Here is a 25,111-nt window from a genome sequence, read left to right as displayed (position 1 = left end):
TCGGCCCTCGGCTCAGCCGAGACCGCCCTTGATGGCGCCGATCAGCTCACCGTTGCTGGTGTCTCCGGAGAGCTCCCAGAAGAACGCGCCACCGAGGCCCTGGGTGTTGGCGTAGCTCATCTTCCCGCCGATGGTGGCCGGGGTGTCGTAGCTCCACCAGTTGCTGCCGCACTTGGCGTACGCCGTGCCGGCGACCGTGGCCGTGGCCGGGCAGGTGTTCTTGAGGACCTTGTAGTCCTCGATGCCGGCCTCGTAGGTGCCCGGGGCCGCGCCGGTGGCGGTGCCGCCCGGAGCGGTCTGGGTCACGCCGGTCCAGCCGCGTCCGTAGAAGCCGATGCCGAGCAGCAGCTTGTTGGCCGGCACGCCCTTGGACTTGAGCTTCTGGATGGCCGCGTCGGACCAGAAGCCCTGCTGGGGGATTCCGGTGTACGAGGTGAGCGGCGAGTGCGGGGCGGTCGGCCCCTGGGCCGCCCAGGCGCCGAAGTAGTCGTACGTCATCGGCATCAGCCAGTTGAGGTTCGACGCCGCGCCGGCGTAGTCGGTCGCGTCGATCTTGCCGCCGTTGCTGCCGTCGGCGGTGATCGCCGCGGTGACCAGGAAGCTGGAGCCGAACTTGCTCCGCAGCGCCGAGATCACGTTCTTGAACGCGTTCGGGCCGCTGGTGTCGCACTGGAGGCCGCAGGCGTTCGGGTACTCCCAGTCGATGTCGATGCCGTCGAAGACGTCCGCCCAGCGCGGGTCCTTGATCAGCGAGTAGCAGGAGTCGGCGAACGCGGCCGGGTTCTGCGCGGCCTGGGTGAAGCCGGCCGACCAGGTCCAGCCGCCGAAGGACCAGAGCACCTTGAGGTTCGGGTACATCTTCTTCAGCTTGCGCAGCTGGTTGAAGCTGCCGCGCAGCGGCTGGTCCCAGGTGTCGGCGACGCCGTCGACGCTGTCCGCCGCGGTGTACGCCTTGTCGTAGTCGGCGTAGCTGTCCCCGATGCTGCACCGTCCGCCGGTGGTGTTGCCGAAGGCGTACAGGACATGGGTCAGCTTGGCGGCGGAGCCGCTGGTGTGGATGTTCTTGACGTGGTAGTTACGGCCGTAGACGCCCCATTCGGCGAAGTAGCCGACCACCTTCTTGCCGCCGGTCGGCGGCGTGGTGGTGGGCGGGGGTGTGGTCGGCGGCGCGGTGGTGGGCGGCGTCGTCGTCGGCGGGGTGGTGGTCGGCGGGGTGGTGGTGGGCGGGGCGGTGGTCGGCGGGGTGCCGCCGCCGGCGCACGAGCCGCCGTTGACGGTGCAGTTCAGCGGCCCCTGGTACGCCCCGGCGCCGTTGTAGCCCCAGTTGAAGCTGGCCCCGGGCCCGAGCGGGCCGGCCCAGCTCTTGTTGACCGCGACGTAGTGGTTGCCGCTGCGGGTCACGTCGGCGTCCCAGGAACTGCTGATCGAGGTGCCGGAGGGCAGGTCGAACTCGATGCGCCAACCGTTCACGCTGGCGCCGGTGCCGTTGGTGACGGTCACCCGAGTCTCGTGTCCGGTTCCCCAGTCCTGCACCTTGGTGAACGTGGCGGTGACGCTGCCGGCGGCCGACGCGGTGGTCATCGGCACCGCGGCGACCGCGAGCGCGACCACGGCGCCGGTGGCCCAGAGGGCCCGGCGGAGGGATCTCTTCATACGGCGTCTCCCCAAACAGTTAGGAAACTTTCCAAATGGATTGCTGAGACGCTACTCACGCCGTCATCAGTTCGTCAAGATGCAGATGCATCGATTTCACGGGTGGCGTGGGGCGAAGCGGGCGACGGGTCGTAGCCTCGTCGCATGACCGTTTTCGACGTGCAGATCGACGCCCTCACCGGCGGCCCGGCCGACCTCGACCGCTACCGCGGCCGCGCCCTGCTGGTGGTCAACGTGGCCTCCCGCTGCGGCCTCACCCCGCAGTACGCGGGCCTCCAGGCGCTCGCCGACGCGTACGCGGAGCGCGGGCTCACCGTGCTCGGGGTGCCGTGCAACCAGTTCGCCGGCCAGGAGCCGGGCAGCGCGGCGGAGATCGAGGAGTTCTGCCAGGTGAACTACGGCGTGACCTTCCCGCTCACGGAGAAGGTCGACGTCAACGGCGCGGACCGGCACCCGCTCTACGCCGAGCTGGTGTCCACGCCGGACGCCGAGGGACACACCGGCGACGTGCGCTGGAACTTCGAGAAGTTCCTGGTCGCGCCGGACGGCGTCGTGGTCGCCCGGTTCGCCCCGCAGGTCACGCCCGACGACCCCGAGCTGCGGGCGGCGATCGAGAAGGCACTGCCGGCCTGAGGGCACGACGCAGCGGCGCGCCTCCGGGCGGAGGCACGCCGCTCGCGGTGCGCGGATCAGCCGGCGGCGGACCGGAAGACCGGGTAGTAGCCGCCGGACTGCCCGGCGGCCGTCGGGTGGTACGACACGGTCAGGTTCAGCACGTTCAACGCGTGCAGCCACTTGGTGCCGTAGCTGCACAGCTGGTGGCCGACGAAGATGGACCGGACGTCGGCGAACGTGAAGCCGGCGGAGGTGGCGGCCGTCCGGGTGATGTCGTCGAGCAGGTTGATGCCCTCGTTGATCTTCGCCCGGGAGGTGGCGGTGAGCCCGACGCAGACGGTGCCGAGCTGGTAGAAGACCGGGTAGCCGACCACCACGACGCGCGCCGAGGGGGCCCGGTTCCGGATGCCGTTGTAGACGTTGGCGAGCCGGCCGGGCATCTGGGTACGGGCCACGTTCATGGCCGCGTCCACGGCCGCCACGCACTGCGACTCACCCTGGAGCACGCAGGTGCTCATGATGTTGGCGAAGCCGACGTCGTTGCCGCCGATCGTGACGCTGACCAGCGTGGTGGTCGAGGAGAGCGCGGAGAGCTGGCTGTTGATCACGTCCGCCGTGGTGGCGCCGGAACAGGCGACCGAGCGGTACGAGGCCGGCCGGATGTTGGCGTTGTAGAGCGCCGGGTAGGCGTTGGTACTGCGTAGGCAGTTGCCGCTCTCGGAGGTGTAGCTGTCCGCGCCGACGCCGGAGGCGTACGAGTCGCCGAGCGCGACGTACCGGTCGGACGGGGACGCCTGCGCGGGCGCGGCGCCCAGCGACAGCGCGACCCCGATCGAGGCGGCCATGGACAGGGCGAGGGTGGCAAGACGGGATCTCCGCACGTCGCACTCCTGGGGGTGGGAAGTGGTGGTGAGAGATTGATATCAATGAGATCACTAAACAGGGAAGATCATCGATTTGCTGTCTCTGCCCATAGCGACTTGTCGGTACAAATCAATGCCACTCCGGGCCGGCAACCTGAAGGTTTCCGCCGGGCGAACAACCTACCGCCATGGTCGGGAATGCGGCGGGGTCGGCACCGGACGTGATGACTGTGGACTGGTCGGCAGCGGCAACATCGGCGGCACGGGGGCGACACGCGATGGACGCCGGCCCCCAGGTGGCGCTCAGCAACTCACGGAGCCCACGCCCGCCGCTACGCCGACGGCTGACCTCCGGCACCCGGCGGGCCGCCGGGCCGATGCCGCGTCGGCGGGCCGCTCAGACCGGACGGCGGCCGGCGAAGCCGCACTCGACCCGGTGGTACCAGCGGACGTCGGTGTCCCCCTCCAGCCAGCACCAGAGCACCGCCCGGCCGTCCCGCTCGCCGGGGAAGTCGAGCAGCACCGGCGCGATGCCCTTGACCTCGATGCCGTGCTGGTGGAACTCGTCCACCACGGCGTGCAGCCGGGCCTCGATGGCCTTCACCTCGGCGAGCCCGCCGAGCGCGCTGGCGCCGTGGTCGGCCAGGTCGACCCGCAGCTCGGCGAGGTCGGCCCGAAGTTTGATCAGCTCGTCGACGCGGGGCCGCAGGGTGGCCACCAGGTGTCGCGCCTGGGCGAGAGTGAACACCGGGCCAGTATGCGGCACGACCGGGCACCTCCGTCCACGTGACATCCACCGTCCTCAGGAAGCCGGCCGCTCCGCGTCCTGCACGAACGTGTCCGACCGACGGGCGAGTCCGTCCAGCACGGTGGTGACCGCGTCGCCGTCGACCGGCACGCTCACGTGTAGCCGCTCCGCCAGCGGCTGTTCCTGCCAGTAGCCGCGGGGCAGCAGGCGCGCCTCCGGCGCGACCGCGATGGGCAGCCTGACGCCCCTGCTGACCCGCACCGCGGGCATCGCCACGCCGACCACCTACCAGTCGGGCACCACGGCGAAGACCGGCGAGCACGCCGTCCGCTGGCTCGTCGGCGCCGCCGACTCCGGGGCGGGCCCGGCGGGGAACGCTGCTGGGGCTGCTCGCCATCACCAGCCACAGCGCCGGGGGCGCGATCGGCACGATCGCCCAGCACCAGCCCCGGTGGCTGCCGTTCGCGGGGCTGCCGGCCCTGGCCGTGCTGGTCCTCGTCCGGCGCCGCGACGAGTGGCCGGCACCGGCCCCGCCCTCGCGCTGAGCGTCAGTCGACCTGGGCGGCGAGTTCACGGGCGCGGTCGCGGGCCGCCTCCAGCGCCGCCAGCATGGCCGCGCGTACGCCGTGGTTCTCCAGCTCCCGGATCGCGGAGATGGTGGTGCCGGCCGGCGAGGTGACCGCCTCGCGCAGCTTCACCGGGTGCTCGCCGGAGTCGCGCAGCATCACCGCCGAGCCGATCGCGGTCTGCACGATCAGCTCGTGCGCCACCTGACGCGGCAGCCCGAGCAGGATGCCGGCGTCGATCATGGCCTCGACGAGCAGGTAGAAGTAGGCGGGACCGGAGCCGGAGAGCGCGGTCACCGCGTCCTGCTGCGACTCGGGCACCCGGAGGGTGGCGCCGAGCGGGGAGAACATCTCCTCGGCCAGCGCCAGGTGCGCGGCGGTGGCGTGCGCGCCGGGCGAGATGGCGCTCATCGCCTGGTCGACCAGCGCCGGCGTGTTCGTCATCACCCGGATCACCGGGGTGCCCTCGGGCAGCCGCCGGTTGAAGAACGCGGTCGGCAGGCCGGCGCAGAGCGAGATGACCAGCTTGCCGGCGGGGACCTTCGGGCCGATCTCGTCGAGCAGCGCGGCGGCGTCCTGCGGCTTGACCGAGACGGCCAGCACCTCGGCCTCGCCCACCGCGGTGACGTTGTCCACCACGCGTACGCCGTAGCGTTCGGTCAGCTCCTGGGCGCGGGCCGGCCGGCGCGCGGTGGCGAGCAGCCGGTCCACCGGCCAGCCGGAGCGCAGCAGCCCGGAGAGCATCAGCTCGCCGATCTTGCCCGCGCCGATCACCGCGACCGTGTGCCCGCCCACCCGCGCCTCCTCGTTCGACGACTGTCAAGCGGGGCCCCCACCCACGCGCAGGGCGTCAAGCGGGGACCCCTCCTCGCACGATCAGCTACCGAAGAAGACCTCGGCCTCTTCGTAGCGCTCCAGCGGCACGGTCTTCAGCTCGCGGGTGGCCTCGGCCAGCGGGACGCGGACGATGTCCGTGCTCTGCATCGCGACCATCTTGCCCCAGTCGCCCTCGTGCACCGCGTCGATGGCCTGGAGGCCGAGCCGGGTGGCGAGCACCCGGTCGAACGCGGTCGGGGTGCCGCCGCGCTGGATGTGGCCGAGCACCACGGTGCGGGCCTCCTTGCCGGTCTTCGCCTCCAACTGCTCGGCGAGCCACTGGCCGATGCCGCCGAGGCGGACGTGGCCGAAGGAGTCGAGCTCCTGGTTGTGCAGCACCATCTGGCCGTCCAGCGGCTGGGCGCCCTCGGCGACCACGACGATCGGGGCGTACTGGTGCTGGAAGCGCTTCTCGACGTAGCCGGCGACCTGCTCGACGTCGAACTGCCGCTCCGGCAGCAGGATCACGTTGGCGCCACCGGCGAGGCCGGCGTGCAGGGCGATCCAGCCGGCGTGCCGGCCCATCACCTCGACGACGAGCGTGCGGTGGTGGCTCTCCGCGGTGGTGTGCAGCCGGTCGATCGCCTCCATGGCGATGTTGACCGCCGTGTCGAAGCCGAACGTGTAGTCGGTGGCGCCCAGGTCGTTGTCGATCGTCTTCGGCACGCCGACCACGTTGACGCCCAACTCGTGGAGCTTGGTGGCGACGCCGAGGGTGTCCTCGCCGCCGATCGCGATCAGCGCGTCCACGCCCTGCGCGGCCAGGTTCTCCTTGATCCGCTCCACACCGTTGTCAATCTTGAACGGGTTGGTGCGGGACGAGCCGAGGATGGTGCCGCCGCGCGGCAGGATGCCGCGCACCTCCGCGATGCCCAGCGGCTTGGTCAGCCCCTCGAGCGGGCCCTTCCAGCCGTCCCGGAAGCCCACGAACTCGTGACCGTAGGTGGCGACGCCCTTGCGGACCACCGCCCGAATCACCGCGTTGAGACCAGGGCAGTCGCCGCCGCCGGTGAGCACGCCGATACGCATGATCTGCTCATCCTCCTGAAGCATCAGGTCAAGCCCGGATTAAGCCCCAGGATATGTGTCGGATCAGACCATCGGCGCCATTGCCGGCCCGGGGCGGGCCGTCACTGCGCACTGTAGTCGGCGTACGCGTACGCCGGCACCGCGCCCCGGCCCGTCCCGCCCGCCGGACCGGCTACCGGTCAGTAGCCGACCTCGTGGTTCTCCCCCACCTCCGGCGGCTTCCCGGTCACCGCCGCCTTGGCGAAGCCGAGCAGGTTGACCACCGTGCTGCCGGGCGAGTCCCAGTACTCCGCCGAACCGGCGTGCACCTTGATCAGGGTGATCCCCGGGGTCTGGAGACCCTCCGGGAACCACGCCTTGAGCAGCGGGTTCCACAGCTCCTTGGCGCGGTCGGCGTCCCACTCCTCGGTGGCGGTGCCGGCCACCGACACCCAGGCGTTGTGGCGCTGATCGGAGAAACCGACGTTGACCTGCGGGTTCACCCGGATCTGCCGGATCTTGGCGGAGTCCGCGTACGCGAAGAACCACAGGTCGCCGTCGAAGTCGGCCTCCTGGAGGCCCATCGGCCGACTGACCAGCCGCCCGTCGACGGCGCTGGTGGTGAGCAGGCAGATCCGGGCGTCCCGGATCAGCTCGGTGACCTTGCGCCGGGCGTCGGCGGCGCTGCTCGGCTCGTTGCTCATGGACCCTCCTCGGATCGGCGTGATGCCGCCACCGGTGCCCAGGGCAGAACGGGTCAAACCTGCCGTGCCGACCGGGCATGCCCTCACGGCCCTCGCTGCGCTCGGTGCGTTCGCTCACGCCGTGCCGACTGGGCACGCGCTCAGCGCGTGGTCATCGCCCGCCAGCGGGCCAGGTTGTGCCGGGCGTCGACGAGCGCGTCGTGCCGGCCGGCCTCGGCCTCCGGCAGCCGCGGCCGGCCCCGGTCGTCCCAGAGTTGCCGCAGCTCCTTGGTGAACCGGGGGATCTCCCGGGGCAGCGCCGGCATGGCGCCCCAGAGCTGGGCCAGCACCACGTGGTCGTACGCGGCGTACCAGGCCCACAGCTCCAACTGCTCGCCCGGACGGTCCCGCACCGGGGCCAGCAGGAACTCGTGCAGGTCGTCCCGGATCCGCTCCCGGGAACGCCAGGCCCGGTCGGCCGGCGAGGGGAGCTTGTCCAGCACGTTGCGCCGCACCCAGGGCACCGCCCGGGAGTCGTCGAACTCGGTGGAGACCGCGTAGAACTCGCGGCCGTACTCGTCGACGACGCCGATCGACACCAGGTCGACGGTGCGGCCGTCCTCGATGAATTCGCAGTCGTAGAAGTAGCGGTAGACCATCGGTCCCATCCTCGCCCATCGGCTCCGCCGGGCCGTCGCCGGGGCGTCCGCCGAGGTCGGCACGGACCGGCCAGCCGACCGGCCATGGTCACGGAAGTGTCTCCGGGGGTGTACAGCACGCTACCGGGGCGTCATGATCTGATGTGTACCGCCGTCGGGCGCCGAACCGGTTGAACTGCCTCGTACCGGGACTGACCGCTTCACCCGGTGTGCGAGCTGGTGACTTCTGACCGGGGAGGGGTTGAGCCGTGGAGTCTCGCCTGCCGGAGCCGGGTGACGCGCTCACGGGCGTGGAGATGTTCGCCGGGCTGGAGCCGGAGGTGCGGCAGCGGGTCATCGCCGCGGCTGTGCCGCGCACTTACCGCAAGGGCCAGCTCCTCTTCGTCGAGAACGACCCGGGCGAGTCGCTGATCGTGCTGCGCCGCGGCGCGGTGGCGGTGTTCCGCACCGCGCCCACCGGCGAGCGGGCCGTGCTGTCGGTGATCCGACCCCCGGACGTGCTGGGCGAGGTCTCCCTGCTGGACGCCTCGACCCGGTCGGCGTCGGCGGAGGCGATCGAGGACTGCGCCGCGCTGGCGCTGTCCCGGCCCGCCTTCATGGAGCTGGTGCACTCCAACCCGCGCATCCTGGACGCGGTGATGCGCTCGCTCGGCCAGCTCATCCGCCGGCTCACCGAGCAGAACGCCGACCACGTCTTCCTCGACCTGCCCGGCCGGGTGGCCAAGACGCTGGTCCGGCTGGCCGGCGAGAGCCAGGCCCCGATGATCACGATCGAGCTGAACCAGAGCCAGCTCGCCGAGATGGCCGGCGGCTCGCGGCAGAGCGTCAACCAGGCCATCGGCTCGTTCGCCAGCCGCGGCTGGCTGCGCACCGAGGGGCGTCGCATCGTGGTCACCGACGTGGCCGCGCTGCGCCGCCGCGCCGGCATGAGCGACCGCTAGCCCGGCCGGGGCCGGGAGCCGGGCGACGGACGAAGCCCGCCCGACGACGGCGGGGCCCGGCGGTCACCCCGCCGGACCCCACCGGATGGCACCGTCGTGCCGCGTCAGCTGTCCTTGGTGTCCGCCGGCGGCGCGCTCGGGCCGGGCCCGATCTTCGACGGCTCGGTCTTCTTCGGCGTGGTCGTGGTGGTCGTCGTGGTCTCGGTCGATCCGGTGCCCGTGGGCTGCTCCACCATGCCTTTTTCCTCCAGTTCGGCGAGTGTGACGGCGTCCACGTCGACCGTGTCGCCCGAGGCCCACACCGTCCCCCGTGGATCGGTCCATGAGGCGGAAAGCCGGACGTGCACGGCACTCTCCCTGTCGACGGGACTTCCTGCTAGGGGAGACTAGACCCGGCCGATCAGCCGCGACGTCCCGCCGACCCGTCGGGTACCCGACTGGCCGACCACGCGGGACAATGGGGACCTCACGCGTACGGAGCCGGACATCGACCTCACCTGTGGACACTGCGCCCGGACCGCCGGGCCGGACGACCGCTTCTGCGGCGGGTGCGGCCGGCCGCTCGCGGCGGCCTGTCCGGGCTGCGGTCACGCCAACGACGTCGGCACCAACTTCTGCACGAGCTGCGGCCAGCCGCTGCGCGACCACGCGGTCGCGGTGCAGGAGGACCGCCGGCAGGTCAGCGTGCTCTTCATCGACATCGTCGATTACACCACGTACGCCGAGCAGGCCGACCCGGAACAGGCCCGCGGCCTGCAACAGGTCTACTTCGCCACGGTGCGCCGGCTGGTGCACCAGTACGGCGGCGTGGTGGAGAAGTACATCGGCGACGCGGTGATGGCGCTGTTCGGCGCGCCGGTGGCGACCGACAACGACGCGCTGCGCTGCGTACGCGCCGGTCTGGAGCTGCAACGGAGCCTGGCCCGGCAGCCGGCCGGCCCGCACCCGCCACTCGGCTTCCGGGTCGGCATCGCCACCGGCGAGGCGCTCGTCGACCTGGCTGCGGCGCGCGACGGCGGGCAGGCCTTCGTCACCGGCGACGTGGTCAACACCGCGAGCCGGTTGCAGGCGCTGGCCCCGACCGGCGGCGTGGTGGTCGACGAGAGCACCTGGTCCGCCACCCGGCGCGAGATGGAGTACGCCGACCAGCCCCCGGTGACGTTGCGCGGCCGGTCGGCGGTCAGCCGGATCTGGCTGGCGGTGCGGGCCCGGCCCCGGCGCGACGGGCAGGGCGCCGAGCTGACCCCGATGGTCGACCGGGACCACGAGCGGGGGCTGCTGGTCAGCGCGCTGCACCGCACCGTCACCGAACGCACCTCCCAACTGCTGACCGTCTTCGGCCCGGCCGGGGTGGGCAAGAGCCGGCTGCTGCGCGAGCTGGCCCGGCACGCGGCTAACCTGCCCGGCGCGCGGGTCACCTGGCTGACCGGCCAGTGCCCGCCGTTCGGCGAGAACGTCACCTACGCCGCGCTGGCCGACATCGTCCGGAGCTGGGCCGGCCTGACCGGCGCCGACGACCCGGCCGGCACCCGCGAACGCCTGCGCGAGCGGTTGGGCCGGCTCACCGACCCGCACGCGGTCCGGCTCGCCGAGGCGCTCGGCCCGCTGGTCGGCGTCCCCGGCGAACGGCTCACCTCGGCCGAGACCGAGGCGGCGTGGCGACGCTTCCTGCTCGCGCTGGCCGCGGCCGGCCCCACCGTGCTCGTCTTCGAGGACATGCACTGGGCGGACGAGGCGATGCTCTCCTTCGTCGAGCAGCTCGGCGCGGCGGCCCGCAACGTGCCGCTGCTGGTCGTCGCGACGGCCCGGCCGGAGCTGCGCGAACGGCACCCGGCCTGGACCGGGACGATCAGCGGCGCGATGTCCATCTCGGTGCCGCCGATGCACGACGGGGACATCGACACGCTCTACTCGCTGCTGCTCGGCCAGGCCACGCTGCCCAGCGAGGCCCGCGCGCCGTTGATCGAGTTCGCCGACGGCAACCCGCTCTACGCCCAGGAGTACGCCCGGATGCTGCTCGACGGCGGGCTGGTCGAGCGCTCGGCCGGCCCTGGGCGGCTCGATCCGGCCGCGGGCGCCGGGATGCCGCGTACCGTCCAGGCGGTCATCGCCAACCGGCTGGACCTGCTCGACCCGGCGGACCGCGCGGTGCTCCAGGCCGCCTCGGTGGTCGGCGTGCAGTTCTGGGCGGCGCCGGTGGCGCTGGCCCTGGGCCGGCCGGCGGAGTGGGTGGAGCGGGCGCTGCACCGCCTCCAGCGCCGCGACCTGGTCTTCGAGCTGCCGATCTCGACCATGCCCGGCCAGTCGGAGTACCGGTTCCGGCACGTGCTGGTCCGGGACGTCTGCTACCAGCGGCTGCCCCGGGCGGAGCGGGTCGTCCGGCACCAGCGCGCCGCCGACTGGCTGGAGCAGCTCGCCGACGGCCGGCAGCACGACCTGGCCGAGGTGCTGGCCAACCACCGGTGGGCGGCGCACGAGATCGCCCGGACGGTGGGGCTCGACCGGGCGCCGTACGCCGCCGCCACCCGGTCCGCGCTGCACCGGGCCGCCCGCCGGGCGTACGAGCTGCACGCGCTGGAGACCGCGGCCACGCTTGTCGGGCGCGCGCTCAACGTCGAGTGCGGGCCGGACCCGGCGCTGGAGCTGTTCCAGGCCGAGCTGGCGTTCTACACCGACCGTGACGGCTTCCTGGTGGGCGGCGGCGCGGAACTCCTCACCGGCCTGGCCGGGCGGCTGGCCGACGCCGGCGACCTGCCCGGCGCGGCGAAGGCCTGGCGGCTGCTGTCCACGGCGGCCTGGGCCCGGGCCGACCGGTCGGAGATGCGGCGCTGCCTGGACCGGGCGATCCGGCTGCACGCCGAGCTGCCGGACAGCGAGGACAAGGTCGGCGCGCTGCTGGAGCTGGCCCGCGCGCACATGCTCGACGCGGAGACGGAGCCGGCCTGCGCCGCCGCGCGCAGCGCCGCCGAGCTGGCCGAACGGCTGGAGCTGCGCGAGGCGCGGGCCAACGCCCGGATCACGCTGGCGGTCGTCCGCTACCAGGCCGGCGCCGAGGAGGCGTACGCCGAGCTGGCCGAGGTCACCGAGGAGTGCCGGGTGGAGCGGCTCACCAGCCGCCGCCGGGCGGTGCACAACCTGGCCTGGGCGTTGCAGGAGGAGGGGGACCTGGCCGGCTCGGCCCGCCTGGTCGACGAGCAGCGCTCGCTGGACCTCGCCGACGAGCACGGCCTGACGGTCAGCTTCAGCGACCAGTGGGCCCGCTCGTACTACCGGGGGGACTGGACCGCGGCGCTGCGGATGGCCGAGGGGTCCACGCGGCGGCCGACCGACGAGTGGGACCTGCACATCGTCGCGGTCTCCGGCTGGATCCGGGCGCTCGGCGACGACCCGGACGCCGGCGACACCGCTCCGGACCTGGTGGACCAGGCGCTGGTCGCGGCCCGGCGCAGCGGCTTCCACCGGGTGTTGCGGTCCACCGTGGCGCACGCCGCGCTCTGCCGCGCGGTGCAGGGCCGCCGGGACGAGGCGCTGGCGCTGCTCGCCGAGCTGGACGAGGACTGGCGACGGACCCGGGTGATCCCGTTCGCCGAGTGGGTGCCGGCGGTCGGTCACGTCGCCGGCCTGCTCGGCGGCGACGCGGCGGCACTGGTGCGCGACCTGCTGGGTCGCGCCCCGCGCGCCACCCGCTGGGCGCGCGCGGCCGGGCGGTCCGCCGACGCGGCGCTGGCCCGGTGCGACGGTGACGCCGCCCGGGCGGGCCGGCTGTTCACCAGCGCGGCGGCGGACTACGCGGGGATGACCGACGTCACCGACCAGATCATCGCCTCCGCGCTGGCGGTGGGGCCGCTGGCCGAGGCGGATCCGCCCGCCGCGGCGGCGACGCTGGCCCGGGTACGCGCGTTCGCGGACCGGCACGCCGCCACCGGCCTGCTCCGGATCGCCGGGGCCGGCTGAGCGTCAGGCGGGGACCGGCTGTCGCGGCGGGTGCTTCGCCTTCTGCGCGTACGTGTCGACGTACTCGCGGCCGGACAGCTCCATCAACTCGTACATGATCTCGTCGGTGACCGCCCGTTCGACGAACCGGTCGCCGGCCAGGCCGGCGTAGCGGGAGAAGTCCAGCGGCGGGCCGAAGCTTATCCGGACCCGACCCAGGTTGGGGATGATCTGGCCGGTCGGTTGGATGGCGTCGGAGTTGAGCATGGCCATCGGGACCACCGGGGCGCCGCTGGCCAGCGCGAGCCGGGCCACCCCGGTCTTGCCCCGGTAGAGCCGGCCGTCCGGCGACCGGGTGCCCTCCGGGTAGATGCCGGCGATGCCTCCGGCGCGCAGCACCCGGAGCTGGGTGTCGAGCGCGGCCCGGGCGGCCTGGCCGCCGGAGCGGTCGACCGGGATGGTGCCGGAGCCGACGAAGAACATCTTGGTCAGCCACCCCTTGAGGCCCTTGCCGGTGAAGTATTCCGCTTTCGCGATGAAGGTGACTTTTCGCTTGACGATCAACGGCGTGAAGATCGAGTCGGAGAAGGAGAGGTGGTTGCTGGCCAGGATCACCGGGCCGGTGGCCGGCACGTGCTCCAGCCCCTCGACCTGCGGGCGGAAGACCAGCCGCAGCAACGGGCCGAGGATGATGTACTTCAGCAGCCAGTACAGCACCGGGGTCCTTCCGGGTGGGGTGTCGACGCGCGGGATCGTCCGGGACGAGGGTACGAACCACGTACGCCGCGCCACAACGCACTCCCGGAACCGGGCCCCGACGTGTCAGGATTCAGGACACGACGTCAGGCCGTGGCGAAGGGGGTGGCCGGTGTCAGGGGGCGGGGCCCGTCGAGGGCGGCGGGACAACGGGCTCGACGCGGCCGAGTACGCGGTCGCGGGCGACGTCGATCCGCGCGTCGGTGAGCACCTGCTCGACGTGCTGGCCGCCGGCGGCATCGCCGCCTACCTCCAGCCCTCCGCCGACCTCAACCCGGTGACCCGCACCACCACGGTGCCGGCCCGCCCGGTCGACCGGCTCTACGTCGACCGGTCCCACCTCACCACCGCCCGGGACTACCTCACCCAACTCGCCGACGAGCAGGCCGAGCCGCCCCGCGCCGACGAGCCCGACATCGAGGCCGAGTGGGCCAAGATCGTGGCGGGGTTCCACACCGCGCCGGCCGCCGGCAGCCATCCCTGGCCGGCCGCCGAGGACGTCGAGGACGTCGACGACCCGGCCGCGCCGGGCGGCGCCGCCGCCGGCCGCGCCGAGGAGCCGGCCGGACCGACCGCCACGGACGTGCGCCGGCTGCCCTACGCCGCGGACCTCTCCGGCATCTCGGTGAGCCGTAACCGGCCCGACGAGCCGTCCCTGCTGGACGGGCTGGACACGTTCGGCGCCGACCTGCCGGGCGACGCGGAGGAGGAGCACTACACCCCGCCCCCGCCGCCGCCGCTGCCGCGCTTCTCGAAGTACGCGGTGCTGGGTGTGCTCTGCATCGTGCTCGGCTTCCTGTTCTTCCTCTCGCCCACCGTGATGTCGCTCGTCGACCCGTCGGTGGTGACCCTGCTCGGCTTCACCGGCATCCTGGCCGGCTTCGTGATGCTGATCTGGCGGCTGCGCCCGGGTGACCGCGACGACCACGACCCGGACGACGGCGCGGTCGTCTGAGACCACGGCGACGGCTGCCCGGATCGCGGGACGGGGCCCGCCCCGGGTCGGTCCGGTAACAGGGGTGTAACTTACGGTCAGTAGGAATACCGCTGAACGTCACATCCCGCACCGGCTGTCCGGTTTGCGATTCCCCGGTGGCCGGTACCCTGCTGAGCGGATTGCCCGAGATGCGTAAGAGCCCCCTCGTGGTGGTGGCCAACCGCCTCCCCATCGACGACAGTGTGGCGCCGGACGGCGCCTTCGAGTGGCGCCGCAGCCCCGGCGGCCTGGTGAGCGCCCTGCACCCCCTGCTCCGGCACACGCCCGCCACCTGGGTGGGCTGGGCCGGCGGCACCGGCCCGGCGCCCGACCTGCCCGACGTGGACGGCGTCCGGATGCGGACCGTCCCGCTGGACGCCGAGGACTTCCGCGACCACTACGAGGGCTTCGCCAACGCCACCCTCTGGCCGCTCTACCACGACGCGGTCGAGCAGCCGGAGTACCACCGCCGGTGGTGGGAGGCGTACCAGCGGGTCAACCAGCGGTTCGCCGAGGCCGCCGCCGAGGTGGCCGAGCCGGGCGGGCTGGTCTGGGTCCAGGACTACCACCTCCAACTGGTGCCCGGCCTGCTCCGCGCGCTCCGCCCGGACCTGCGGATCGGCTTCTTCCTGCACGTGCCGTTCCCACCGCCGGAGCTGTTCATGCAGCTCCCCCGCCGGGCCGAACTGCTGCGCGGGATGCTCGGCGCCGACCTGATCGGCTTCCAGCGGGCCCAGGCGGCGCACAACTTCGCCCAGCTCGCCGCCAAGGTGCTCGGCCTGTCCGCCAGCGACCGGCGGATCGGCGTCGACGACCGGGTGGTGCGCATCGGCGCGTTCCCGGTCGCCATCGACACCGCCGAGATGTCCGCGCTCGCCGCCCGGCCCGAGGTGGCCGAGCGGGCCCATCGGCTCCGGCAGGATCTCGGCCGGCCCGAGCAGGTGATCCTCAGCGTCGACCGGATGGACTACACCAAGGGCATCGAACAACGCCTGAAGGCGTACCGGGAGCTGCTGGCCAGCGGCGACGTCAAGGTGCGGGACACCGTGCTGGTGCAGGTGGCGGTGCCCAGCCGGGACCGGGTCGCGCAGTACCAGATCCTGCGTGACCGGGTGGAGCACCAGGTGGGGCGGATCAACGGCGAGTTCGGCCGGGTCGGCGAGCCGGCGATCCACTACCTCACCCAGCCCTTCGACCGGGCCGAGCTGGTGGCGCTCTACCGGGTCGCCGACGTGATGGCGGTGACGCCGCTGCGTGACGGGATGAACCTGGTGGCGAAGGAGTACGTGGCGGCCCGGGTCGACGGCACCGGCGCGCTGCTGCTCAGCGAGTTCGCCGGCGCGGCGGCCGAGCTGGAACAGGCGTACCTGGTCAACCCGCACGACCTGGAGGGGCTCAAGCAGGGGCTGCTCGCCGCGCTGCGGGCCGGCCCGGAGGACGTCGCGACCCGGATGCACGCGATGCGGGAACACCTGGCGCACAACGACATCCACGCCTGGGCGGCGTCCTACCTGAGCGCGTTGGAGGAGAGCGGGTCGCTGGTCGGCCGCCGGGGCACCATCCGGTGACCCGGCGCCCGGCGCTCAGCCCGGGGTGGCCGCCGGGTCCTTGTCCAGCCAGTCCAGGATCGCGTCGATCGGCTCCCGCCAGCGGGCGTCGAGCATCAGGTCGTGGCCCATGCCGGGGAAGAGCAGCGGGGCCGAGGCGTGCCGGCGGGCCGCCCGGGTGAGTGCCGCGGCCGGCAGCACCCGGTCGTCCGGGCTGCCCAGCACCAGCACCGGCGGCCGGCCCACCGCCGGCTCCGGCGCCCGGCCGGTGAGCAGCTGCCACTGCGCGCGGCGGCCGGCCCGGCCGAGCCGCGCCACGTGCCGGCGCGCGTCGGCGTCGGGCAGCTCCCGGCTGAACAGCTGCCGCCGGTTGAGTCGCAGCCCGGCGCCGAAGACCGCCGGGAGCGTGCCGGCGGGGTTGCGGCGCAGCGCCGCGCCGAACGTCGCCCAGCCACCGAGCACCGGCGCCACCAGCACCGCGGCCCGCGCCGGGTAGCGGGCCATCGCGTGCGCCACGACCCGGGCGCCGGCGCCGTGCCCCACCAGCACCGCCTGCCGCGGCAGGCTCGCCGCCACCTGCGTCACGTCATGGGTGTACGCGCGCAGCGTCGCTTCCGGCGCCGGCTCGCTGTCGCCGTGCCCGCGCAGACTCAGCGCGTACGCCGGGAAGCCGCGACCGGCGGCGTGGCCCAGCCAGTGCTCGGCGAACGCCCACGCGCCGTGGCCGAAGCCGGGCACGAACAGCAGCGGCGGTTTGGCCTCCTCCTGCTCGGGCAGCGCGGCCAGCACCTCGCGGCGCACCGGCCGCTCCGGCCGGGCCCACTCCCAGGCCCGGACCACCCGCACCCGCTCGCTGGTCACTGTGCCTGCCTTCCGCTCGCGACTGCGGGACTCCGCTGCGCTGCGTTCCTCGCGCTCACCCGTCTCCCTCCAGCTCGTGCAGGGCGCGCTGCAACGCGCGCAGGTAGTCGGCGTGCCCGACCTCGAACCAGTGCCGGGTGCTGTCCTTGACCTTCGCCGAGTACCGCTCGCCGAGGCCGGCGCGGACCCGGTCGTCGAACGCGGCGACCCGCTCCGGCCGGGTGACGCGCAGCGTGAGCAGTCGGGCGAAGAGCACGCTCTGCCAGTGCGAGATGGTGAAGATGCCGGAGTCCGGCTGCACCAGACCGACCAAGGCCAGCGTGGGATGGCCGGCGGTGAACGCGTTCAGCCAGAGCCGGGGCTTCCCGGAGCCGTCCTCGTCGCCGAGCACCCGGCCGTGCAGGAACTCGAAGCGTGGCAGGTAGCCGGTGGCGAAGACGACCAGTTCCGGGTCGATCCGCCGGCCGTCGCTCAGCTCGACGGTGCGGTCGTGGAAGCGGGCCACGTCCGGCACCGGGGTGATCTCGCCGTGCCCGACGTAGTAGACGAGCTGGCTGTTGGCGATCGGGTGCGTCTCGTACACCCGGTGGTCGGGCTTCGGCAGGCCGAACCGGGTCAGGTCACCGACGGTCAGCCGCAGCGTCCAGTGGTAGAGCCACTGGCGTACCCGCAGCGGCACCCGCAGCGCCAGCAACGTGTCGTTGACCTGGTCGGCCGGGCGGCCGAGGACGTACTTGGGGGCGTACCAGTAGCCGCGCCGGGTGGAGTGCCAGCAGTGTGACGCCTGCTGGGCCGCCTCGACCGCGATGTCGCAGCCGGTGTTGCCGGCGCCGACCACCAGCACCCGCTTGCCGCGGAGCTGGGCCGGGTCCTTGTAGGAGGAGGCGTGCATGACCTCGCCGCGGAACTCCGCCAGCCCCTCGTACCGGGGCAGCTTGGGCGACCAGTTGTGGCCGTTGGCCAGCACCACGGCGGCGTAGCGGGAGGTGCGCTCCGGGCCGTAGCCGCCGGTGCTGCGGGTGGTCACGTCCCACCGGTCCCCCTCGACCGGCTCGACCCGGACCACCTCGGTGCCGAACCAGACGTGCTGGCGCAGGTCGAAGTGGTCGGCATAGCGCTCGAAGTAGGACAGCAGCTGGCTGTGGTGCGGGTAGTCCGGCCAGTCGTCCGGCATCGGAAAGTCCGGGAACTGGGTGAACGGTCGGGACGAGATGAGGTGCGTGCTGGCGTAGACCGGGCTGCGGTCGTGCCGCCAGTTCCACGCCCCGCCGACGCCGGTCTCCCGCTCGTAGCAGTCCACGCCGAAGCCGGCCTCGCGGAGGTTTTTCACGGCGGTCAGCCCGCTGGCGCCGGCGCCGATGACGCAGACCGTGTCGCCCCGGTCGGAGACCGGACGGTCGTCCCGGCTCGGGACGGCCGTGGGGTCCGGTTCGGGGCGGCCGAGGTCGGTGGAGGAGGACACCGGGAAATCTCCTTTGTGCGGCACGCGTGCCGGGTCGGTGCGAAATCCTGCCGAGAATGCCCGCCGTTGTCCAGCCACCCCCGAGCGCCGCCGGGTGCCGGCACGGTCCGACCCCGCGACCGGCCTGACGCTCAGTCACCACGGGTGGCTCACCCAGCGTGAGGGCGAGCTCGGGGGGTGGGCGTACCCCTTCCGCGCCTTTGCTCTGCAGCCACGGGCGCAGCACGGCCGTGAGCTGGGCGAGGTCGTGCGGCCCACCGGGTCGTGGGCCGCCGCCGCCATCACAACGGGTTACTGCTGCGCAGGTGGCTGCAGAGCAAAGGCGCCGGCGGGCGACGCCTTCCGGCCGCCGCCGTGTCACGTTCCGTCGTGGCGTCCGGCACCCGCCGCGGGCGGCTCCGCGCGCCGCCGCCGGCGGGCCTCCGCGCCCGCCGCCGGCCGCCCGCCGCCGGCCGCCCGCCGGCGCGGGCCTCCGCGCGCGCCCGCCGGCGCGCGCCGTGGCCGGGGTGCGGTCAGTCCGCGGCGGGCAGCAGCAGGTCGACCAGGACCGGAAAGTGGTCGCTGGCCCGGCGGGTCCGGGGCGTGTCGACCACGTCGTAGTCGACCACGGTGATCCGCGGGTCGACGAAGAGCGCGTCGATCCGGCGGCGCGGGTCGGTGCAGGAGAACGTGTGCCGGTCCGCCCGGTCGGCGGCGACCGCGGTGTCGGTCAGCCCCTCGGCCACGGTCCGCCAGGCCGGCCCGTCCGGCCCCTCGTTCAGGTCGGCGCCGGCCACCACCGGCAGCGGGGACGCGGCCAGCTCCCGCTTGAACGCCGCCGCCTGGGCCGGCCGCTCCGCCGGGTCGGTGGACAGGTGCGAGCCGGCCAGCAGTAACTCGACGCCGCCCACCCGGCACCGCGCGTAGGCGGCCCCGCGCAGGTGCCGGCCCGGCGTGAGCGGGTAGCGCGCGCACCGGGTGTCGGTGACCCGCACCCGCAGACTGGTCAGCAGCAGGTTGCCCAGCGACGGCAGACCGCCGGCGGCGACCACCAGACCGAACGAGTCGGCCAGCGTGGCGCACTTCTGCCGCCACCGGAACCGGCGCGGCCCCTCCTGGACGATCACCACGTCCGGGGCGGCCTCGCGGACCACCTCGGCCAGCGCGGCGGTGTCGTCACGCTGGCTGTGGACGTTGTACGACAGCACCCGCAGCGGCGCACCCGGCACGTCAGACCCTCCGGGCCAGGTCGGCGGCGCCGATCACGCCGGCGGTGTTGCCCAGCTCGGCCGGGCGCACCTCGGCGACGGGCAGGCGGCTGCGCTGGGCCAGCGCGTCGGTGAACGACCGCCGGGTCGGGCCGAGCAACAGGTCGCCGGCGTCGATCACGCCGCCGCCGACCACCAGCACCTGCGGGTCCAGGATCTGCGCCATGTCCGCCAGGCTGGTGCCGAGCCAGCGCCCGACCTGGGCGAACGCCTCGGTGGAGACCGGGTCACCGCCCTTGGCCGCGGCGGTCACCATCGGGCCGGTGATCGCCTCCGCCTCGCCGTCGGCCAGCTCCAGCAACGCCCCGGCCCGGTGCGGCTCCTGCCGGGCGGCGGCGCGGGCGAAGCGGACCAGCGCGCTGCCGCTCGCGTACTGCTCGATGCAACCGAGCCGGCCGCAGCCGCACTGGTGGCCGTCCGGCACGGTGAGCATGTGCCCCAGCTCGGCGGCGATGCCGTTGGCGCCACGGACCAGCTCGCCGCCGAGCACGATGCCGCCGCCGACGCCGGTGCCGATGGTGAACATGACCATCGAGTCGTCGGCGTCCCGGGCCGCGCCGTAGCGGAACTCCGCCCAGGCGGCCACGTTCCCGTCGTTCTCCACGATCACCGGCAGCCCGGTGGCGTTGCCGACGTACTCACGCAGCGGCTCGTCCCGCCACGCCAGGTTGGGTGCGAAGAGCACGGTGGACCGGGAGGCGTCGATCCAGCCGGCCGCGCCGATGCCGACCGCCTCGACGGTCCGGCCGGCGGTCAGCTCCGTGACCACCTCGATGATGACGTCACGGGTCTTGGCCACGTCGTCGGCGGGGGTGTCCCGTCGCGTCTGCACGAGTACCGCGCCGGTGTCGTCCACGACACCGCCGGCCACCTTCGTGCCACCGACGTCGACTCCGATGGTCAGCGTCACCGCTGCCACTCCCCTCTGCTGTGCTGCCCCGGGCGTCGGCCGAACCGGCCGTGCGATCCGGGATGTCCGGTGGTCAGGCCCCGTCGCCTGGTGCGTCCGCGCCCGACTCGTCGGGCGTGCGCGAGGTGGGCACCGAGGGACGGCCGCCACGCCGCGACCCGGAGCCGTCGGAGGCACCCGGGTCGGCCGCGCCCTCCCCCCGGGTGGCGGCGGACCACACGTCCTGCTCGGGTGCCGGCTGAGAATCATGCCCGGTACGGGTCGCCTCGCGCCACACGTGGTCGCCCGACCCGGCCGGCTTGGGTCCCTCGGGGCCGGCCGGCGTCGCCGGTCCCGGCGGGTCGGCCGGCGTCGCCGGTCCGGCCGGTTCCGCCGGCGCGAACGCCCGCAGCAGGCTGGCCACACCGGCCGCCAGGTCACCGGCACCGGTGGCGAGCCGCTCGGCGAATTCCGGACTCGGGTCCCGCAACGCCGCGATCCCGCGGCAGACCGGGCAGACGCAGCATTCCGGCGAGCCGGTGGCGAAACCGGCGCCGGTGCCGGTCGGGATGTGACCGAGGACACCCGAGAGGATCCCACCGAGCGGGCTGTGGCCCCCGGCCCCGGACGAGGCGGCGGCCATCCGCGCGGTGGCCAGCAGCGTGACGACGAGGCGCTCGGCCTCTTCCCGGGCCGAACCCGGATCAGTGGTGCCCATGGTTCGGCTCCTCCAGCGTGACGACCGGGACGACGATCGGGTCAGTTGGCCGCACCGGGTGCTTCTACCCGGCGCTTGAGCTGCTTCAACGCCGTATCCATGATCATTTTCTCGGCCTTGCGGCGGAACATGCCGAGCATCGCCACGGACAGTTCCACCTCCAGCGTGTAGGTCACCGTGGTCGTCCCGTCCGGATTGCCGACGAGGTCGTACGACCCGCGTTGGGACCGCTGCATCGTCGACGGCGCGACCAGGTGCCACTCGATCCGGGAGATGTCCTCGGCGTACTCGTAGGCCAACACGTACTCGTCGGCCAGCACGCCCGCGTCCAGCGTGAACCGGACCTGACTGGCGTAGCCGTCCTCGTACTCCTCGATCACCTCGGCCCGGCGCACCGACTCGGTCCACTCCGGGTAACGGGGGAAGTCACAGATGACGGCCGCCACCTGCTCCGGTGACGCGCCGACGATGATCGACTGGGTGGAGGAGTCCGCCATGGGGGGAGGCTACCCGGCTCCCCACCCGGGCGGGCGGGTAGGTTTCGACAGAGCCGACCAGGCCGGCCCGGCGCCGGTGCGAGCACGAGGGAGTGCAGGTGCGCGAGTTCTCCGTTCCGCCGATCGTCACCGTCGGCGACGCGGCCAACCTGACCGACGCGGTCTGGGAAAACGCCGAGGTCGCCCCGGACACCGTGCAGTTCGTCCGGCCGGCCGGCGACACGGGGCCGGTCGACGTGACCTGCCGGCAGTTCCGCGACGAGGTGGTCGCGGTGGCGCGGGGCCTGATCGCGGCCGGCGTGTCCCCCGGCGACCGGGTCGGGCTGATGAGCCGCACCCGCTACGAGTGGACCCTGCTCGACTACGCGATCTGGGCGGCCGGCGCGGTCACCGTGCCGATCTACGAGACCTCCAGCGCCGAGCAGGCCGCCTGGATCCTCGGCGACTCCGGCGCGGTGGCCGTGGTGGTGGAGAGCACCGCGCACGCGACGCTCGTCGCCGGCGTCCGGGACCGGCTGCCCGACCTGCGCGAGGTCTGGCAGATCGAACTCGACGCGGTGCACGAGCTAATCACCGCCGGCGCCTCGGTGGACCCGGCCGAGGTCGAGGTGCGCCGGTCGATGCTCAAGGCCGACGACCTCGCCACGATCATCTACACCAGCGGCACCACCGGCCGGCCGAAGGGCTGCGTGCTGACCCACCGCAACATCTACGCCGACATCGCCAACGCGGTGCCGGTGCTGCCGAACCTGTTCCGCCAGGGCGCCTCCACGCTGCTCTTCCTGCCGCTGGCACACGCGTTCGCCCGGCTGATCCAGGTCGGCGTGGTGCAGGCGCGGGCCACCATGGCGCACTGCGCGGACACCAGCGACCTGGTCGGCGCGCTCCAGGAGTTCAAGCCGACGTTCGTGCTCTCCGTACCCCGGGTCTTCGAGAAGGTCTACAACGGCGCGCGGCAGAAGGCGGAGGCCGACGGCAAGGGCAAGATCTTCGACCGGGCGGAAAAGGTCGCCATCGCCTGGAGCGAGGCGCTGGAGACGCCGGGCGGGCCGGGCCTGGCGCTACGCGCCCAGCACGCGCTCTTCGACCGGCTGGTCTACGGCAAGCTGCGCGCGGCGCTGGGCGGCCGGTGCCGCGACGCGATCTCCGGCGGCGCGCCGCTCGGCGCCCGGCTCGGGCACTTCTTCCGGGGCGTCGGGGTGACCGTCTGCGAGGGGTACGGCCTCACCGAGACCTCGCCGGCCGCCGCCGCGAACCTGCCCACCGGCACCCGGATCGGCACGGTCGGCCGCCCGCTGCCCGGCGTCACCGTCCGGATCGACGACGACGGCGAGATCCTGATCTCCGGCGACATCGTCTTCCAGGGGTACTGGCACAACGAGGAGGCCACCGCCGAGGCGCTCACCACCGACGGCTGGTTCCGCACCGGTGACCTGGGCCAGCTCGACGCCGACGGCTACCTCAGCATCACCGGCCGCAAGAAGGAGATCATCGTGACCGCCGGCGGCAAGAACGTCGCCCCGGCGGTGCTGGAGGACCAGGTACGGGCGCATCCGTTGATCAGCCAGTGCGTGGTGGTCGGCGACCGGCAGCCGTTCATCGCGGCGCTGGTCACCATCGACGAGGAGGCGCTGCCGAAGTGGCTGGCCGGGCACGGGCGCCCGGAGACCACGAGCGCCGCCGAGCTGCGCGACGACGAGGCGCTGCGGGCCGAGGTGCAGGCCGCGGTCGACCAGGCCAACCAGTCCGTCTCCAAGGCCGAGGCGATCAAGGTGTTCCGGGTCCTGCCCCGGGACTTCACCGAGGCGACCGGCGAGCTGACCCCCTCGCTGAAGGTCAAGCGGCAGGTCGTCCACAAGACGTACGCCACGGAGATCGCGGAGATCTACCAGCGCTGACTACGATCCGTCAGGTGCCCGCCTCCACATCCGGACAGCCACAGACGCAGCTCCTCGCGGTCGCGGCCCGCGCGGTCCTTCTCGCGCTGGTCGCCGCCCTGACCCTGTTCGCCACCCGCGACGCCACCCAGCTCTGGTGGATCGCCCTGCTCGGCGTCGCCGGGCTGCCCGCCGTCCTGGCCCCGCAGCACCGGCTGCTCACTCCGATCAGCCGCTTCGCCGAGGTGGTGGTGCTCGGGCTGGCGGCCAGCCAGGTCGCCGCCGACACCCAGCTCACCGGCGTCACCGGCGGGCTGGGCGCGTCGGCGGTGCTGCCGTACCTGGCCGTGCCGGTCACCGTGACCGCGCTGCGCCGCCGGTTCTCCGAGGGCGCCGCGCTGCTCGCGGTCGCCGCGGCGACGCTGCTGGCCAGCGCCGCGTTCACCGAGGTCGACGGCGAGCCGCAGCTCGGCCAGGTCGGTTACCTCGCGGTCTGCGCGCAGTGGCTGATCCTGGCCGGCCTCGGCCTCTACACCGCCGGCACGCTCCAGCGGGTGATGCGGGTCCGCGGCGAGGGCAAACCCCAGCCGTACGCCGAGGCCACCCGGCTGCTGACCCAGCTCCGGACGGTCGCCCGGCAGCTCCCCGGCGCCACCCTGGACCCGGGCGGCATCTCCGAGCACCTGCTGGAGGAGCTGCGGGTGGTGGCGAAGACGGACCGTGGCGCGGTGCTCTCCGCCAGCGGTGGCGGCCGGCTGGTGGTGCTCGCCCAGATCGGCGCGGACCGGGTCGACTGGGAGACCACGCTCGACGCGGACTCGGCCATCGCCGACGCCTGGGCCAGCCAGCAGCCGACCGTCTCGGCCCGCTCGCAGGCCCGGTCCCGGCACTCCGGCGAGGTGTCCGCGCTGATCGTGCCGCTGGTTGCCGGCGTACGCACGGTCGGCCTGGTGGTGATCGAGGCGGACACCGGTGCCGCGTACCCGCCGCCCGTGGTGTCCCGGGTGACGGCGCTGACCGGCCCGGCGGCGCTGCGGCTGGAGGCGGCGCTGCTCTTCGACGAGGTGCGCTCGCTGGCCACCAACGAGGAGCGGCAGCGGCTGGCCCGGGAGATCCACGACGGGGTCGCCCAGGAGCTGGTGATGGTCGGGTACGGCATCGACAACGCGCTGGCCACCGTGCACGACGACGCCGAGGAGACCGCCGACTCGCTGCGGACGCTGCGCCAGGAGGTCACCCGGGTGATCCAGGAGCTGCGGTTGAGCCTGTTCGAGCTGCGCAGCGAGGTGGACCGGCACGGTGGCCTGGCGGCGGCGATCGCCGAGTACGCCCGCACCGTCGGCGCCTCCGGCGGGCTGCGGGTGAACCTGTCGCTGGACGAGTCCACCGCCCGGCTGCCGGCCGCCACCGAGGCCGAGTTGCTGCGCATCGCCCAGGAGGCGGTGACCAACGCGCGCAAGCACGCCGGCGCGTCGAACCTCTGGGTCACCTGTGAGGTGGATCCCCCGTACGCCCGGATCGAAGTGTCGGATGACGGTCACGGCATCGGTGACCAGCGGCCCGAGGGGCACTATGGTCTTGCGATCATGGCGGAGAGGGCGGAACGTATCCGAGGCCGGTTGGAGATCAGGCCGCGACAACCCCGCGGCACAACCGTGGCGGTGGTACTCGGCTCGTCGCCCCGGCGCGATAAGGTGCGCGGCAGCGCCGCAGCAGCAGAAGGGGAGTAACCCGAG

Annotated in this window: 23 protein-coding genes; 7 read left to right on the top strand and 16 right to left on the bottom strand. The window is 73.4% G+C overall.

The window, feature by feature from the left end; translation table 11 throughout:
* Nucleotides 1-12: 12 nt before the first annotated feature.
* Nucleotides 13-1,653 carry a glycosyl hydrolase family 18 protein gene (locus tag VKK44_RS06335; RefSeq protein ID WP_343445901.1) on the bottom strand — a complete coding sequence of 547 codons (1,641 nt, stop codon included), beginning with the start codon at nt 1,651-1,653 and terminating at the stop codon, nt 13-15.
* A gap of 144 nt (nt 1,654-1,797) precedes the next feature.
* Here VKK44_RS06335 and VKK44_RS06330 point away from each other — a divergent pair, with 144 nt between their 5' ends.
* Nucleotides 1,798-2,286: a glutathione peroxidase gene (locus VKK44_RS06330; protein WP_343445900.1), complete on the top strand. Its 489-nt coding sequence runs from the start codon at nt 1,798-1,800 to the stop codon at nt 2,284-2,286.
* Between the two features lie 56 nt (nt 2,287-2,342).
* Here VKK44_RS06330 and VKK44_RS06325 read toward each other — a convergent pair whose 3' ends face one another.
* From VKK44_RS06325 to VKK44_RS06295, 7 genes are all read right to left on the bottom strand, one after another.
* Nucleotides 2,343-3,149 carry an SGNH/GDSL hydrolase family protein gene (locus tag VKK44_RS06325; protein ID WP_343445899.1) on the bottom strand — a complete coding sequence of 269 codons (807 nt, stop codon included), beginning with the start codon at nt 3,147-3,149 and terminating at the stop codon, nt 2,343-2,345.
* A gap of 379 nt (nt 3,150-3,528) precedes the next feature.
* Nucleotides 3,529-3,879: a DUF2203 domain-containing protein gene (locus VKK44_RS06320; RefSeq protein WP_343445897.1), complete on the bottom strand. Its 351-nt coding sequence runs from the start codon at nt 3,877-3,879 to the stop codon at nt 3,529-3,531.
* 54 nt (nt 3,880-3,933) lie between these two features.
* The gene (locus tag VKK44_RS06315) at nt 3,934-4,155 is read right to left on the bottom strand and encodes a hypothetical protein (protein ID WP_343445896.1); all 222 of its coding nucleotides are present in this window, start codon (nt 4,153-4,155) and stop codon (nt 3,934-3,936) included.
* A gap of 272 nt (nt 4,156-4,427) precedes the next feature.
* Nucleotides 4,428-5,189 carry a pyrroline-5-carboxylate reductase gene (proC, locus tag VKK44_RS06310; RefSeq protein WP_343447694.1) on the bottom strand — a complete coding sequence of 254 codons (762 nt, stop codon included), beginning with the start codon at nt 5,187-5,189 and terminating at the stop codon, nt 4,428-4,430.
* Nucleotides 5,190-5,321: 132 nt separating this feature from the next.
* On the bottom strand, nt 5,322-6,350 hold the full coding sequence (locus VKK44_RS06305) for a 6-phosphofructokinase (RefSeq protein WP_343447693.1): 1,029 nt from the start codon (nt 6,348-6,350) through the stop codon (nt 5,322-5,324).
* Nucleotides 6,351-6,529: 179 nt separating this feature from the next.
* A complete protein-coding gene (locus tag VKK44_RS06300) occupies nt 6,530-7,033 on the bottom strand; it encodes a pyridoxamine 5'-phosphate oxidase family protein (RefSeq protein ID WP_343445895.1) in 504 nt (167 codons plus the stop codon).
* 140 nt (nt 7,034-7,173) lie between these two features.
* Nucleotides 7,174-7,671 (bottom strand): polyadenylate-specific 3'-exoribonuclease AS, encoded by a 498-nt coding sequence (locus tag VKK44_RS06295; RefSeq protein ID WP_281936680.1) that lies wholly within the window; start codon nt 7,669-7,671, stop codon nt 7,174-7,176.
* 248 nt (nt 7,672-7,919) lie between these two features.
* On the opposite strand from VKK44_RS06295, the gene VKK44_RS06290 reads away from it, so the two are divergent.
* Entirely contained in the window at nt 7,920-8,612 is a 693-nt protein-coding gene (locus VKK44_RS06290; RefSeq protein ID WP_091059444.1) for a Crp/Fnr family transcriptional regulator, read from the top strand.
* Nucleotides 8,613-8,716: 104 nt separating this feature from the next.
* Here VKK44_RS06290 and VKK44_RS06285 read toward each other — a convergent pair whose 3' ends face one another.
* The gene (locus VKK44_RS06285) at nt 8,717-8,887 is read right to left on the bottom strand and encodes a hypothetical protein (RefSeq protein ID WP_343445894.1); all 171 of its coding nucleotides are present in this window, start codon (nt 8,885-8,887) and stop codon (nt 8,717-8,719) included.
* 211 nt (nt 8,888-9,098) lie between these two features.
* Here VKK44_RS06285 and VKK44_RS06280 point away from each other — a divergent pair, with 211 nt between their 5' ends.
* On the top strand, nt 9,099-12,566 hold the full coding sequence (locus tag VKK44_RS06280; protein WP_343447692.1) for an ATP-binding protein: 3,468 nt from the start codon (nt 9,099-9,101) through the stop codon (nt 12,564-12,566).
* A 3-nt stretch (nt 12,567-12,569) separates the two neighbouring features.
* Here VKK44_RS06280 and VKK44_RS06275 read toward each other — a convergent pair whose 3' ends face one another.
* The gene (locus VKK44_RS06275) at nt 12,570-13,262 is read right to left on the bottom strand and encodes a lysophospholipid acyltransferase family protein (protein ID WP_343445892.1); all 693 of its coding nucleotides are present in this window, start codon (nt 13,260-13,262) and stop codon (nt 12,570-12,572) included.
* Between the two features lie 151 nt (nt 13,263-13,413).
* Between VKK44_RS06275 and VKK44_RS06270 the strand changes: the two genes are divergently transcribed.
* Both VKK44_RS06270 and VKK44_RS06265 read left to right on the top strand, forming a co-directional pair.
* Nucleotides 13,414-14,256: a DUF308 domain-containing protein gene (locus VKK44_RS06270; protein ID WP_343445891.1), complete on the top strand. Its 843-nt coding sequence runs from the start codon at nt 13,414-13,416 to the stop codon at nt 14,254-14,256.
* Nucleotides 14,257-14,426: 170 nt separating this feature from the next.
* The gene (locus VKK44_RS06265) at nt 14,427-15,845 is read left to right on the top strand and encodes an alpha,alpha-trehalose-phosphate synthase (UDP-forming) (protein WP_343447691.1); all 1,419 of its coding nucleotides are present in this window, start codon (nt 14,427-14,429) and stop codon (nt 15,843-15,845) included.
* A 15-nt stretch (nt 15,846-15,860) separates the two neighbouring features.
* On the opposite strand, the gene VKK44_RS06260 is transcribed toward VKK44_RS06265, so the two are convergent.
* The 6 genes from VKK44_RS06260 to VKK44_RS06235 form a co-directional block, all read right to left on the bottom strand.
* Entirely contained in the window at nt 15,861-16,685 is an 825-nt protein-coding gene (locus VKK44_RS06260; protein WP_343445890.1) for an alpha/beta hydrolase, read from the bottom strand.
* A 55-nt stretch (nt 16,686-16,740) separates the two neighbouring features.
* Nucleotides 16,741-18,147 (bottom strand): flavin-containing monooxygenase, encoded by a 1,407-nt coding sequence (locus VKK44_RS06255; RefSeq protein ID WP_343445889.1) that lies wholly within the window; start codon nt 18,145-18,147, stop codon nt 16,741-16,743.
* A gap of 512 nt (nt 18,148-18,659) precedes the next feature.
* The gene (locus VKK44_RS06250; RefSeq protein WP_343445888.1) at nt 18,660-19,355 is read right to left on the bottom strand and encodes an endonuclease/exonuclease/phosphatase family protein; all 696 of its coding nucleotides are present in this window, start codon (nt 19,353-19,355) and stop codon (nt 18,660-18,662) included.
* A 1-nt stretch (nt 19,356) separates the two neighbouring features.
* Nucleotides 19,357-20,304, bottom strand: a complete 948-nt coding sequence (locus tag VKK44_RS06245) for an ROK family glucokinase (RefSeq protein WP_343445887.1) — start codon at nt 20,302-20,304, stop codon at nt 19,357-19,359.
* A gap of 73 nt (nt 20,305-20,377) precedes the next feature.
* Nucleotides 20,378-21,001: a hypothetical protein gene (locus VKK44_RS06240; RefSeq protein ID WP_343445886.1), complete on the bottom strand. Its 624-nt coding sequence runs from the start codon at nt 20,999-21,001 to the stop codon at nt 20,378-20,380.
* A 41-nt stretch (nt 21,002-21,042) separates the two neighbouring features.
* The gene (locus tag VKK44_RS06235) at nt 21,043-21,498 is read right to left on the bottom strand and encodes an SRPBCC family protein (RefSeq protein ID WP_107159917.1); all 456 of its coding nucleotides are present in this window, start codon (nt 21,496-21,498) and stop codon (nt 21,043-21,045) included.
* Nucleotides 21,499-21,596: 98 nt separating this feature from the next.
* On the opposite strand from VKK44_RS06235, the gene VKK44_RS06230 reads away from it, so the two are divergent.
* Both VKK44_RS06230 and VKK44_RS06225 read left to right on the top strand, forming a co-directional pair.
* On the top strand, nt 21,597-23,396 hold the full coding sequence (locus VKK44_RS06230) for an AMP-dependent synthetase/ligase (RefSeq protein ID WP_343445884.1): 1,800 nt from the start codon (nt 21,597-21,599) through the stop codon (nt 23,394-23,396).
* A 14-nt stretch (nt 23,397-23,410) separates the two neighbouring features.
* Nucleotides 23,411-25,105, top strand: coding sequence for a sensor histidine kinase (locus tag VKK44_RS06225; RefSeq protein ID WP_343445883.1), 1,695 nt, complete (start codon nt 23,411-23,413; stop codon nt 25,103-25,105).
* The last annotated feature ends 6 nt before the right edge of the window (nt 25,106-25,111 follow it).

The organism is Micromonospora sp. DSM 45708 (assembly GCF_039566955.1).
Classification (GTDB): Bacteria; Actinomycetota; Actinomycetes; order Mycobacteriales; family Micromonosporaceae; genus Micromonospora.
Note: the sequence above shows the minus strand (reverse complement) of the source record. Positions and strands in the feature narration are given on the sequence as shown.